This is a genomic window from Paenibacillus psychroresistens, assembly GCF_009728935.1.
Classification (GTDB): Bacteria; Bacillota; Bacilli; order Paenibacillales; family NBRC-103111; genus Paenibacillus_AC; species Paenibacillus_AC psychroresistens.
On sequence record NZ_CP034235.1, the window covers coordinates 905,128 to 919,696 of the forward strand.

A 14,569-nucleotide genomic window follows, 5' to 3' on the forward strand; every position below is an offset into this window, starting at 1 on the left:
TTTTCATTGGTAAAATAGGCAAGACATTAATGAATGTATAGCTTTTATTATTATACTCTAAAAACAATGCGAAATTAACCTTAGTCAATTGTTTTTCATTTTTCACTTGCTAGAATTAGATTCTGATTAGGTCTAAAAATATTAAAATGTACTGTCTCATAATAAGGAGGGATTTAGGATGAAAAATAGCACTGTTATGCATAAAGCAGCCGTTGTGCTTATGGTTGTATGTCTCTTTTCTCTCTCGGTGTTTACTGGCTCGCAGGAGGTTTATGCAACAGGCAATCAAGCGCCAACCGTCACAGAAAAAATGAGTCGTTCCATTAATTTGAACGGAATCGATGCAGCCGTAACAGGCGCGGTGCCCTTAGCGCCTAGATTTACAGCGGAAGTGTGGGCCAAATCAGGCACGGATACTTGGAATGATGACGGTTTTCTAATATCCGCCAGGTCGGGGAACGGATTCATCCTGCACCCCGTTATAGGGACCAAAACTGTAAATGTCTATATTGTGGGTTTCAACGGTATGAATGAGACACCCTTTCAAGCTTCGGTCAGTTTCCATGTCGATGATATTATGCAGTGGCATCATTATGCAGTTGTATATGATATTGACTCTGTCAGGCTTTACCTTGACGGAAATCTTGTTGCAACGTCAGCTATTAAACTGCTTGGTCGATGGACCAGTCCGCACAATGGTAACGTTTATCTGGGGAAAGATCCCGTTTCCTCTGGTACACGATTCGGTAATGTCGAGGTCGACGAAGTTCGAATTTGGAACTATGCCCGTAAGTCTGAGGATATCACCTTAAACAAAGACCGCAGACTGTACGGCAACGAATCAGGCCTGGTGCTTTATTGGAACTTTGAATCTATTCAAACTAGTCCTCCAAGTGTGAACAACCTCGCCCAACCCGGTCAAGTGGGGTCTATAGAGGGAAGTTATGCGGAAGGAACGAGGGTATTGGCTTCTCAACCAATCGTATTCGATGAAGGTCAGCCAGGGCTAATGCCGAGCTTGGAGCTGACAGACAGCGATGCCGCTTCGCCAAGCGATCCATATTCGATGAGCCTTTCTGCTGCCAAAGGGAGGTTATCGTTCGCTTCAACCGTTAATCTTACGCTGATAAGCGGGGCAGATCATTCTGCATTGATGATATGGAGGGGGACGATGGACGATTTGAACACCGCCATGCAATCCCTTACTTACCAGCCGAATGCCAATCAATATGGCGCGGATACTCTGACCGTTACCGTTACGGATAGCGGCAGCGCAAGCACGACCTACTTGAATCCGATTATGATTCATAAAATTAACGAAGCTCCATCCTTTGATAAAGGAACCGATCTGACGGTGGAGGAAGGTGCAGAGCGCCAGGTTATCTCTGGCTGGGCAACCAACATATCGCCTGGTCCTAATGAAATCCAGAACTTGACCTTTTTGGTCAGTAGTGATAAGTCGTATCTGTTTCTGGAACAGCCCGCTGTTGACAGCAGCGGAACATTAACTTTCCAGCCGATGCCAGACGTTAACGGAAGCGCGATAATTACCGTTATTCTTAAAGATGACGGAGGTAGAGCGCAAAGTGGAGTGGACACGGCTATAGCCACTTTTACTATCACGGTTAACCGTCTGAATATGAATTATCACCCCACGATTTCTCTTAACCACGCCCTTCACTTCGATGGAAGCAGCAATTCGGTCAAAGTGTCTGCTCTTCCAATGGGACGCAATTTTACAGCCGAAGTGTGGGCGCGGTCGAGTACTCCAGTTTGGAATGAGAGCGGTGTTCTCCTCTCTTCAAGAGGAGGGAACGGTTTTATTATGCATCCGAATAAGGATACTAAGACCATGAGCGTTTATTTTATGAAATCAGGCGGAACTACTGAATACGTGAAATTAAATATTTCTCTGCCTGTTGATATAACCCAGTGGCATCATTACGCGATTAGCTATTTTTATGATGAAGACAATATAACAGTGGAGTACAACGTATATTTGGATGGGCAGCGAATTTATCAGTATGTGAGAGAGGTAGATACTTTTCGAAGTTTAAACAAAAACATCAATTTATTTATCGGGCAAGACGATGATACGAGCCTAGCGTATGCAGGGAAATATGGCCATGTTGACATAGATGAGGTTCGGGTATGGGACAGAAAGTTGAGTGATGCAGAAATTCGCCTGAACTACAATCGTAAGCTGTCAGGAAACGAACCGGGCCTGAAGCTGAATCTGGATATGGAACAGGTTATCGGCGATATAGTTCCCGATCTCGCTGGCGGAGACAATAATGGCACGCTCATTGGCGTGCAGCAGTCCGTTTTTGCCCCTCCTCTCAATATGCAGCCGGAAGAGCAGACCGCCAATGAAGATACCACAATCGTGAACTCGTTCGGTGAAGTCGGAGATGTCGATACGGCTGACACCACGTTGACAGTCCAATTGTCAGCGACGCACGGTAATGTGCACATACCTGCAACGAGCGGCCTTACATTGACTGCAGGGGAGAACGATTCGAAACTTCTTGCTTATTCCGGCGTTGTTGCTGATTTGAATGCTGCGCTTCAAAACGTAGGCTATCAGCCGGACGGGAATTACAATGGAACGGATTCGGTCACCTTAACCGTCACCGATACAGGCAACGGAGGGACAGGTTTAGCGAAATCAGCGTCCCAATCGTATTCGGTGCAGGTTCGGCCTGTAAATGATGCGCCTTTATTTACTAAGGGTGCTGACCAATATGTGGTGAATAATGTACCTGCACAAGCAGTCGCAGATTGGGCGACAAACATTTCTGCTGGAGCAACTGACGAAGCTTCTCAGGGACTCACGTATTTGGTCAACAATGACCATCCAGAACTATTCACACAACAACCTTCTGTTGACAGCGGCGGTACGCTGCATTTTACGCCAAAAGCCGATGCAAGCGGTACTGCCACAGTAGCGATCTCGTTAAAAGATGATGGCGGGACTGCAAATGGAGGTGGAGATACTTCCGTAAGCCAATCGTTTACCATTTCCGTTGGGGATCCATCGCCGCCGCCGAGCAGCATGAAGAACATCACGGCATATAGCTTTGCGGGAATGACTCCATCGGTTACGGGATTGATTAGCGGCACAAATATTAGCTTGACGGTGCCAAGTGGAACGGACGTAACGAGTCTGATTGCAACCTTTACGAACGATGCGGGATCGACGGTGAAGGTGGGCAGCACGCCGCAAATCAGCGGAACCACGCTCAACGATTTCACGTCGCCAGTACTTTATGTGGTAACGGCTGCGGACAATTCGACGCAGACGTATACGGTGACAGTAACGGTTGCACCAACGCCAACGCCACCGCCGAGCAGCGCGAAAAACATCACGGCATATAGCTTTGCGGGAATGACTCCATCGGTTACGGGAACGATAAGTGGCACGAATATTAGCTTGACGGTGCCAAGTGAAACGGACGTAACGAGTCTGATCGCAACCTTTGCGAACGATGCGGAATCAACGGTGAAGGTGGGCAGCACGCCGCAAATCAGCGGAATGTCGCACAACGATTTCACGTTGCCAGTAACTTATGTGGTAACGGCTGCAGACAACTCGACGCAGACGTATACGGTGACCGTCACGGTTGCACCAGCGCCACCGCAACCGCCGAGCAGCGCGAAGAACATTACGGCGTATAGCTTTGCGAGCATCATGGGAACGATCAGCGGCACAAATATTAGCTTGACGGTGCCAAGTGGAACGGACGTAACGAGTCTGATTGCAACCTTTACGAACGATGCGGGATCGACGGTGAAGGTGGGCAGCACGCCGCAAATCAGCGGAACCACGCCCAACGATTTCACGTCGCCAGTACTTTATGTGGTAACGGCTGCGGACAGCTCTACTCAGACATATACGGTGATCGCCACGATGGCACCAGCGCCACCACCAACGCCGAGCAGCGCGAAGAACATACTGGCATATAGCTTTGCGGGCATCATGGGAACGATCAGCGGCACAACTATAAGCTTGACGGTGCCAAGTGAAACGGATGTAACGAGTCTGATCGCAACCTTTACGATCGATGTGGGATCAACGGTGAAAGTGGATAGCACGCCGCAAATCAGCGGAACCACGCCTAACGATTTCACGTCGCCAGTACTTTATGTGGTAACGGCTGCGGACAACTCTACTCAGACATATACGGTTACCGTCACGATGGCACCAGCGCCATCGTCGCTGCCGAGCAGCGCGAAGAACATACTGGCATATAGCTTTGCGGGCATCATGGGAACGATCAGCGGCACAACTATAAGCTTGACGGTGCCAAGTGAAACGGATGTAACGAGTCTGATTGCAACCTTTACGAACGATGTGGGATCGACGGTGAAGGTGGGCAGCACGCCACAAATCAGCGGAACCACGCATAACGATTTCACGTCACCAGTAACTTATGTGGTAACGGCTGCGGACAACTCGACGCAGACGTACACGGTTACCGTCACGATGGCACCAGCCCCACCGCTACCGTTAAGCAGTGCGAAGAACATTACGGCATATAGCTTTGCGGGCATCATGGGAACGATCAGCGGCACAAATATAAGCTTGACGGTGCCAAGTGAAACGGATGTAACGAGTCTAATCGCAACCTTTACGAACGATGTGGGATCGACGGTGAAGGTGGGCAGCACGCCGCAAATCAGCGGAACCACGCCCAACGATTTCACATCGCCAGTAACTTATGTGGTAACGGCTGCGGACAACTCGACGCAGACGTACACGGTGACCGTCACGATGGCACCTGCTAATGTGGTCGCTCCACCAGGACCCACATCAATACCTGCGCCAGCTCCGATACCAACATCAGCGCCGATACCAACACCAGACCCAACGCCGACGCCAATATCAACCGACGACGAGCAGTATGTGGATGTAACTGTACAGGGTGGTGCGGAAGCGCAATTTAAAGATTTCGTTAAGCTGTCGATTCCGACTGGGTCGGTGCCTTTGGACGGCAAAATTAAATTCACTGTCGTTCCAGACGATCAGGTTCCAGAACCCCCAGATTTTCATGCGTTGAGCCAAGTTTTCGAGTTCATCAGCTCGACCGGTGATACTTTTAAAAAGCCTGTTAAAATCACCTTCAAGTACGATGTAGATCAAGTCATCAGCGGAAACAGGGCTGCTGTGTATTATTACAACGAGCTTCTGGAGCGTTGGATCTATCTCGGTGGAACCGTTAACGCGGATGGAACAATTACTATTTACGTCAACCATTTTACTAAATTTGCTGTATATGACTACGAACCGAAACCGTTTCTAGATTTAGGGGGACATTGGGCGATGCCATATATCGAGCGATTGATTGGCATGGAAGTCGTCGAAGGGTATCCAAATCAGATGTTCCGTCCCGAAGAAGCCTTAACCCGTGCCCAGTTTGCCACTATTCTTGCGAAAGCACTTGGAATCTCGCCCTTCGAAGGCGCGACGAATTTTGCGGACGATGCCGAAATTCCTTCTTGGTCCAAAGGAGACGTAGCTGCATTAGTAGAAGCAGGCTTCATCCATGGTTATAGTGAGAACGGAGAAATGTGGTTTAGAGCGAATCAAACGATAACTCGAGCCGAAATGTCAGTGATCATCGCAAAAGCGTTAAATACAACAGCCAATCAAACGGATAGCCTAGTGGTAAGCTCGGTAAACTCTGCAAACTCGGTCAGGTTCAAAGATGCTTCCAGCATCCCAACATGGGCTAGAGCATCAGTCGATATTGTAGTATCGGCGACTATTCTTAGCGGTTATGGGGATGATACCTTCCGTTCAAGCAAAGCAGTCACCCGAGCCGAAGCCGCGGCGATGATATACAAATTATTGGAGTCTCTGCACATTTAGTTCAGTTATTATTTAATCCCATTTATTGTTGTTCATAGTGGATGGATATGCAAGAAGTCCAAGATGAGATCATTAACAAACAAGGGTTATCCTTTAAGCGGTAAATAAACGGCTTGAGGGATAACCCTTGTCTTATTTCACATATGAAGTAACTCATCGCTTCCTGTACATTTAATTCTATTTTTGGAGATCTGTCAAAGTGATCAAAAGAGTGTCTTTATTAGAAAGACTAATAGGTTTACCAAGCAAGGAACCGAGTTTTTGCCGATAAGATGGATCTGATTCGATGGCTTTCATTAGATTTCCGGCTATTTTTAATTCGACTTCCTGAGATGCGTCTTTAAGAAATAACCGGACTCGGTTTGCGGGAATCCCTTGACCTTCAACCATTTTTAACATGCTCTCAAAAGATGAAGTCTGTTGTTTTGTTTCAGGCTTTTTTGTGTGTTGGTAATCAAAATAACGATAAGTAACAGAAGTCTTAGTAAGTGTATCAACGATATAATCAGCTTCCATTCCGAAATTAACGGAAAACTTCAACTCCAAAACGGGAGGTTTTTCACCATTAGGAAAGGGGTGATCCACACTAGTCAAATCCTGAGCCCAAAAAACTTCGAGCCCCAACTTTTCGGCCAATGCACGTAAGGGGATATATACTTGTTTATGTAGAATAAACGGTTCTTCATTCGGTTGATACTTAGATCCGTTGACAATAAAATGAATGTTTTGATATTTGATAAGTAAATGGGTCGGTGCGTTTATGGCGTTAGCAGGTGAAGACTGCCAATTGGAGGTTTCGGATTCAACTTCGTTCCCTTTCGAAGTTGAGATATCGATTGTTGCTTCTTGCGGATTCCAGTGAGTCTGAAGCTTTAAAGAGTGAGATAAGAAATCAAGTGGGACATAGGTGACGTTGTTATAAATCAGTGCAGGCGAGGAGAGTAATGCAGGTTTGCCATCAAACGCCAGATTCAAGCGACTTGCTACATAGGCTGTTATTTTTTGTTCACCTAATACATGAATGATGGGAGCGTTAGCGGCACGTTTTTCCAACCACGATATGCGTTCACTTTCTTTGGAACGAATCATGTCAAATGTAGTAAATACGCTTGTATACAGGTGATGTTTTCCCGATGCATAGAATAAATAACGACTTCCAATCTTTACATCCACACCACACTGGTCACTATCGAAACTGGTCACTAAGGTTGTCTGTGGCTTGCCCTTATATACATTATCAAAATTCAACGTCATTTGCTTCATCAAGCGGCCGTTAAGATAAATCTCATCAAGCTGGGTGACCGTCCCTGTATAGATAGCATTAGCTACCAAATAATCCTCTTCAAGTGTGTTTACATGTCCTTTCGAGCAAGCGATGGCATTGGGAATGGTAAAAAATCCCGAAAAAGAAACAGTAAAAAGAAGAATAAGAGCTAATAACACCCGTACATAGACTAAAATCTTCATCATTCAATCCACCCCATCCGTAAATATAAACCTTTCATTATTAAGACGGAAAAATATGGGAAAAGTTTCTGGTAATAAGGGATAATTTAGAAGAAGTTTGTTATGGGCAGGAGAGAAAGCAACTATTTTGTGAAGGAGATCGTCTAAGAAAGAAAAGGGGGCGTGCTTATGAGGTTACTCGGTGTGATGGTTTTTACCATTGTTGTTACGATGCTGTTGTCGGGTTGCGGGGAGCGAAAACCAGTGAATGGAAGCGAGGGATCTGCACCTAGCCAGACATCCAATAAAGATAGCTCCATCTCTAAAGAAGAGTTAGAAAAGTATGTTGATAGGCTTCCCTCTTTGGAGGCTGTATTCAAAAGCCATAATGTCAGGTTTCAGTCTTCATACAGCGATGAAAAAGAAGGTGTCCTGGAGATCCGTAGAATAGGTGGTGATCATTCGACGGATCTGTCGGATGAAGAGAAAGCCCAGTTCAAACAATCGATCTATGAGGCGATTGGAAGCGAATTTCCGCTTAGAATTTCTGTATATATGATTGGAGAGCAACCGGGGATGACTGGCAAGATCACTGCGATTGACAAAGAGGGAAGATTTCTGGTTATCTCATCGGATAGATATCTAGACAAAGAAGAGAAAATGCCTGACGGAGCATGGTACGGCATGACGGACGATGCGCTCATTACCTTTAATGGAAAGGAGCTTCAAGCGAAGGATGTGAAAATCGGCTCATCCGTTAAGGTATGGGGTGAAGGAATGATGTTGACGAGTTACCCAGGGCAAACTTCAGGACTGCGCCTCGAAATTACCGAATTGGATAATGGAATAGGTGATGAGAGCGGTATAGTAACAGGAGTGGAGAAATCCGGCGAAGGTGTGAACGAGGAGTATTACATCAAAGTGGATGGTATAAAGTATCGGCTACTTCAGAATGTGCAAGTGTGGATAAAGGATGAAAATGTGGTCGCCTCCGTAATCCAGATCGGAGATCGTGTGAAAATTTGGTTTGCAGGATATGAACTCGGACCAGAGAAAATGGTGACGCAAGTTCTCATCGAACGTTAAGGGGCTGTAATACCATTTCTACTATATAGAGCAAACACTGAGTCTCGCTATCATGCGGGGCTTATTTTTTTGTGAAAATACCTCAATTGGATATCCGCACAAAAAAGGAATAGCGTCTGCAACAAGAAGAGTAGATGCGAGCAAAACATGGATATGGAATAAAATGGGTGCTTGGTATAGCTTTAGGTCAGGGTCTGATCAGCTCACAGATATTCATCGTTTACGAAAGGGGGTTGACTCCATGGAACAAACGGGCACGACGCAGACCGCCAAGCAGCACCGAACGGATATGAGATTGCCGACTGATAGAAAGAAGCTGCACAAGAACCGTTTCGGGTGGAAGGAATGGCAGCGCAACAAAACATTGTATTTGCTGCTGCTGCCTGTCATCGTGTATTTTGCCGTGTTTAAGTACGGCCCACTGTATGGTGTGATTATTGCATTCAAGAATTACAGGTTGTCTGAAGGCATTATGGGTAGTTCATGGGTAGGCTTGGCGCAATTCGATAAGCTGTTTCACAGCCCCGATTTCCTCCATATTCTAATGAACACTTTAACGTTGAATGTATTAAGTCTCCTATTCGCGTTTCCGGTTCCGATATTCCTGGCCATTCTGCTTAATGATGTAAGGGTGGAATGGTATAAACGCCTTGTACAAAATTTGCTTTATTTACCGCATTTTATTTCTTGGGTAGTGCTAGGAACGATTGTAATCGGAGCTCTTTCCCCGAGCACCGGTGTGGTTAATGCCGTGTTGAAGACATTCGGACTAGAGCCTATTTACTTTATGGTTAGCAAAATCTGGTGGCCGATTGTCTTTATACTCTCGTCGATTTGGCGGGAAGCGGGCTTCGCGACGATCTTGTATCTGGCGGCAATGGCAGCTGTTGATCCATTGCTCTATGAAGCTGCGAAGATTGACGGTGCCAATAAGCTTAGGCAGATGTGGCACGTTACTCTGCCCGGCATTCGCGGCACGATCGCTATCTTACTGGTGCTCCAAATGGGCAAGATGATGGATGTCGGCTTCGAGCAAGTATTTGTGCTGCAGAATTCGGCGGTCACTGGAGTCGCAGAAGTCATCAGCACTTATGTATACAAACGCGGCATTGTTGGCATGCAGTACAGCTATACGACAGCGCTCGGACTATTTCAGGCCGTTATTGCCTTGGTTTTAGTGGTGTCCGTCAACAAGCTTATCCGCAGAATGGGGGAAAAGGGGTTATGGTAACTACACGAACGATATCTTCTACCCGCTCCCGGAGAGCTCCCTATTCTTGGGGCAAAATCGCGGTATATGTTATGTTGACTTTATGCTCCTATGCAACACTTTTTCCGTTTATCAACGTGCTGGCAGTATCGCTCAGCAGCAGTCGAGCTGTTAACGCAAGCGAAGTGGGCTTGTTCCCTGTCGAATGGAATTGGTCCGCCTATCAACACTTAATAGATGATGGACAGCTGCTGGTCGCGATGGGCAATTCCATAGAGATCGCCGTAATTGGCACATTGCTTAATATTTTGTTTACGATACTAGCAGCTTATCCACTGTCGAAAGTGAGATTGCGCGGGCGCAATCCGCTGTTGATGCTCATTTTATTTACAATGCTGTTCAGCGGCGGGATGATTCCGGAATTTTTACTGGTGAAAAACTTGGGGATTGTTAATACGTATTGGTCCTTATGGCTTCCGGCCTTAATAAGCGTTTATAATATGTTTGTGTTGAAAAGCTTTTTTGAAGCTTTGCCGCAGGAGCTGGAAGAGTCCGCAACTGTAGATGGAGCTAAGGAAATGACACTATTGCTGCGGATTATTCTTCCCTTGTCGTTGCCTGTACTTGCTGCGCTGACATTATTCTACGCCGTAGGCTGGTGGAACGCTTATATGAATGTATTAATCTATATCAACAGCTCGGACAAAGTTTCTTTGACCGTCAAGTTATATCAGATGTTGGATAACCTCAGTCCGGATTTGCTGCAAAGTGGAGAAGGGATTCAGCAGGTAACCGTTACGCCGGAAGGGATTCGCAGCGCCTCGGTCGTTATCGCCACCTTGCCAATTTTGTTGATTTATCCGTTTTTGCAGAAATATTTTGTTAAAGGTGTATTAATGGGATCCGTAAAGGGTTGAAAATAGGTTTAAAAGATTTGGGTTTGATAAAATAGGGAGGTTTTTAGTGTTATGGGAGCTAAGAAAAGTTACGTATGGAAACGTCAAGGATATCTTGTCCTATCGATTATATTAGCAGCAATTGTCATCCTCAGTGGATGCTCGGACAAACCAACAGATGGCGCAGTGACTACGTCGGGAACGGCAGCAGCGGATTCAGCCAAACCAGCAGAGGACGATCCTTACGCCAAGCTGCCTAACGCAGTCAGTATTTCGATGTTTGACCGCGGCTTAGTGTCGAGTGATGAAGGGACGTATGAACAGAATCGCTGGACGAAATGGATTCAAGAGCAATCGGGCATTGATGTGACAATAGTCCCGGTACCCCGCGGTACGGCGCAGGATAAGTTGAATGTTCTGCTCGCCTCCGGGCAAGCCCCGGATATGATCTGGGAATTTGATCGCAATTATATCGGCAAGCTGGTGACCCAAGGATCGATTCAGCCGCTGGATGAGTATATCGAGAAATATAGTACGTCTTATAAAAAGTATTTGGCGGAAAATCCGGAGCTGAAGCCCTATGTTACCTTTGATGGTAAAATGTACGCCTTTACATCCAAACGTCCGATTACGACTGTCGCTAATCACGGAATTTGGATTCGTCAGGATTGGCTCGATAAGTTGAATTTGAAAGCCCCGACAACGACGGATGAGCTAATCGCGGTCGCGCAAGCATTCAAAACCATGGATCCCGATGGCAATAAGAAGGATGATACCGTGCCCCTCATGGGTACTACCACCACGGATGAGATCAGCGCGATGTTCGGTGTACATCCTTCTGAGTTTATACAGGAGGATGGCAAGATCCAATTCGGACCGTTAACGGATCGCTATCGCGATGCTCTGGGTTATGAGAAAAAGCTGTACGATTTGGGTCTGTTCGACAAGGAATATCTGACCGATAAGAACAATCAACGTGCGATCCAAAACTGGACTACAGGAAAATCAGGCATTTGTTTTTGTAATTGGGGCGGGGGCAACATCGATAACTGGATGGCTGATCTGAAGAAGAATATCCCGACGGCAATGCCGGTGCCGATGGAGCCAGTAGCTTCCAAATACGGCAAGTATGGCTTGTACCAAGAGACCGAGGCTAGTATCTATGTAACCTTCAACAAAGAGATGAAAAACCCGAAAGCCGCTGTTGAATATTTGGATTGGATTATCGACAAGGGCTGGTATACTTTGGTAAACGGAATAGAAGGAACGCATTATAAACTGGTTAATGGCGTGGAGCAGATTACGAATCAGGAAATCTATAAGAAAGAAGTGGCGTACGCTGCGGAGTATGGTGTCCTGAGACAACAAGTCGTCAAGCCGGAGGATCTGCTAGTGAGTGCGGCATTGGATCCTGTATCCCAGGAGCTAGCCAAGCAAAAAGTAAAATCGTTGGAGCTGGCAATGAAGAACAAGTATCGTCGGGATTTCCCATTCCAACCGAACATTACGGAAATTAATGAAGTGAAAGCGTCCTTCCAAACCGTGCAGCTAGAGATCAAAGCTCAAGCTATTCTCGGAGGAGCTGCTTATACCGAACAAAAGGCGATTGACGAGCTTCGTAAAGAATGGGATCGTTTGGGCGGAAAGAAAGCAGATCCGTTAATACAAGAATGGTATGCTGCCAATAAAGGCTTAGTAAAGCATTAAACTAAAAAGGGTGTAGAGCGTATGAACCTGTTTAAAAGCCATACCTTGCGTTTTACCATTTGGGCAATGGTTTTGCTGTTGGTCGGATTGGTTGCGGCGATTTCGCTGTTGTCCTATCAAATTTTTAGCAAGCAGGTAAGGGATGAGCGGGTTCATACGAATCTAGCTTTATTGGAAGAAATCAATCGCAAATTCGAGTTGGTTATTGGATCCGTAGATCGGAATTTAATTGATCTCCTGCAGAATGATACCGTCCGAAAATTCCTTGAATATGAGGATAGCGGTCAGGAAATCGAGCTGAAGACTCAGCTGCTAATCGACCGAACGCTGAATGCCAATGATTCCATATTATCTATTGAGCTATATTCTTATGTGCGCAACAAGCTGATTCCAGGAGGCGCTATAACCGATGCACTTCCGCCCAACAGCCAGTGGGCTAACGAATTTAAGGACCATACCGGGTACACACTTTGGCTGCCTACACACAAAATGGAAATATCCAATTCTACTTTTCCGATTTTCCGCAATGTAGTGTCGTATATCCGTACTTATCCCTTGATCCACCCTGTAGGGTATCGTAAAGGAGCCATTGCCGTTCATCTAAAAGAAGAAGAGTTGTATAAGCTATTGCAGAATATGGATGAGCAAGGGGACAATGCGGACGAAACCTTTTTGCTGGATGCGCAAGGACGGGTAATCCTACATCAAGATATAGCGATGCTATCACGTCCTATTGCCGAGCTGCCCTCGATTGCCCCGATCTTTCAAGGTGCGAAAGAAGGGCATTACACGACGAGGATTGAGGGGAAAGAGAACTCTGTCTATTACATTACTGCGGAAACAACTGGATGGAAATATGTCCGAGTCGTTCCGTCTGTGCAGCAGAACAAACCGTTGGTTTATATCCGCAACCTGCTTGCCATTGTGGCTGGCGTGCTTTCATTAATCGCGGTCATCTTGGTCGTGTTTGTCGGACACTGGACGCTTCGCCCAGTGCATCGTTTTCTGCATAATATGTCACGGGTAGCTAAGCTCACAGGGGTCAGGAAGCTGAACGTTGCCGGAGTGGCACGCAATGAATTTGTGGATCTGGAGACGATGATCGGGGATGTGCTGAAAGAAAGTGAAGAAATGCATGTGCATATGAAGGAGAGCCGGCATGCCATGAAGTGGCGGCTGTTGATGGACTTGCTTACACATTACCGCACCAATTATACCGAGATTCAGTCGTACCTGGGCTATATGGGAATCTCATTGGAGGCAGCGTGCTATCGGGTGATGATCTTGGAATTCGATGATCGGTCAACGATTGAATCGGTGCGGGATCTCCAGCTTTACGGCTATGCCTTGGCTAATGTAGCTGAGGAGCTAACCCGCAGCGAATGTCGCGGTGTAGCCATTGAATTGGGCGATGGCACTTGTGCGGTTATCCTATGTATGGATGAAGTAAATAACGAGAATGAAACAGCGCTTCGTGCTGTTTCTTTGGCTGAATTGATCAAGCATATGGTTAAGAAATATTTCAAACGGACCGTCTCAGTCGGCATAGGCAGTGAGGCAGAAAGTCTTCATAAGCTGCACCAATCGTTTCAACATGCAGGGGAATTGCTTAAATACAAGCTCGTGATGGGACCAGATGCCGTCATTACAAAAGAGGATATAGGCGAGCAGCAAACCGGTGAATCCCATCAATTGTTTGGCATGTCTGATGCCATCCTCGATTCGTTGAAACGAGGGGATGCCGAGCGGATGCATGAACAAATTGACAGCTGGTTTGAGGCGATGAAGGCTAGCAAAGTTCCGCCAGATTGGATGAAGCAGATGAATGTCCAATTTGCCATGAAAGCAACTTTTGTAGCAGAGGAGATCCATCCCGACTTGGCGGCCTACGCGCAAGAGTTCCACTGGTATGAACGGTTGAGCGCCGCCGAAAACCTCGAGGAAATCAAAAAGCTGCTCGAACGGATCATGGATGGCTGGATTGGGATGATCAAAGAAAAACGCAGCCATGGGGGAGATCGCACGGATTTAATCGAGAAGGTGATTGCCTTCATTGATGAACATTATGGTCGGAGCGATCTATCGCTGAATGTGCTAGTCGATCAATTTTCGGTCAGCTTGTTTCATTTAAGCCGTACCTTTAAGGAACAGACCGCACGCAACTTTATCGATTATGTAGTGGATATCCGCATGCTGAAGGCCAAGGAACTTCTGCTGACAACCGAAGATAAAATCAAAGATATCGCCGACATGGTAGGCTATGCCAATGTGAACAGCTTTATCCGCATCTTTAAACGCGTGACTGGATTGACCCCTAAAGAATACCGTGATCGGAAGCAAGAATGAAATGCC

At 46.4% G+C, this 14,569-nt stretch carries 7 protein-coding genes; 6 read left to right on the forward strand and 1 reads right to left on the reverse strand.

Annotated elements, in window-relative coordinates; translation table 11 throughout:
- The first annotated feature begins 178 nt into the window (after positions 1-178).
- Positions 179-5,872 carry an SGBP N-terminal domain-containing protein gene (locus tag EHS13_RS04230; RefSeq protein WP_155699171.1) on the forward strand — a complete coding sequence of 1,898 codons (5,694 nt, stop codon included), beginning with the start codon at positions 179-181 and terminating at the stop codon, positions 5,870-5,872.
- Between the two features lie 177 nt (positions 5,873-6,049).
- Here the strand turns inward: EHS13_RS04230 and EHS13_RS04235 are convergent, their stop codons facing one another.
- Complete coding sequence (locus EHS13_RS04235) at positions 6,050-7,342, reverse strand: stalk domain-containing protein (RefSeq protein WP_155699172.1); 1,293 nt, start codon at positions 7,340-7,342, stop codon at positions 6,050-6,052.
- A 165-nt stretch (positions 7,343-7,507) separates the two neighbouring features.
- On the opposite strand from EHS13_RS04235, the gene EHS13_RS04240 reads away from it, so the two are divergent.
- The 5 genes from EHS13_RS04240 (at position 7,508) to EHS13_RS04260 (ending at position 14,563) form a co-directional block, all read left to right on the forward strand.
- Positions 7,508-8,404 carry a DUF3221 domain-containing protein gene (locus EHS13_RS04240; protein ID WP_155699173.1) on the forward strand — a complete coding sequence of 299 codons (897 nt, stop codon included), beginning with the start codon at positions 7,508-7,510 and terminating at the stop codon, positions 8,402-8,404.
- Positions 8,405-8,645: 241 nt separating this feature from the next.
- Positions 8,646-9,635: an ABC transporter permease gene (locus EHS13_RS04245; RefSeq protein ID WP_227013783.1), complete on the forward strand. Its 990-nt coding sequence runs from the start codon at positions 8,646-8,648 to the stop codon at positions 9,633-9,635.
- Positions 9,629-10,531, forward strand: a complete 903-nt coding sequence (locus tag EHS13_RS04250) for a carbohydrate ABC transporter permease (RefSeq protein WP_155699174.1) — start codon at positions 9,629-9,631, stop codon at positions 10,529-10,531. Before EHS13_RS04245 ends, EHS13_RS04250 begins: the two co-directional genes overlap by 7 nt.
- Before the next feature lie 51 nt (positions 10,532-10,582).
- Complete coding sequence (locus EHS13_RS04255) at positions 10,583-12,217, forward strand: extracellular solute-binding protein (RefSeq protein ID WP_155699175.1); 1,635 nt, start codon at positions 10,583-10,585, stop codon at positions 12,215-12,217.
- Positions 12,218-12,238: 21 nt separating this feature from the next.
- On the forward strand, positions 12,239-14,563 hold the full coding sequence (locus tag EHS13_RS04260; protein ID WP_155699176.1) for a helix-turn-helix domain-containing protein: 2,325 nt from the start codon (positions 12,239-12,241) through the stop codon (positions 14,561-14,563).
- Positions 14,564-14,569: the final 6 nt, after the last annotated feature.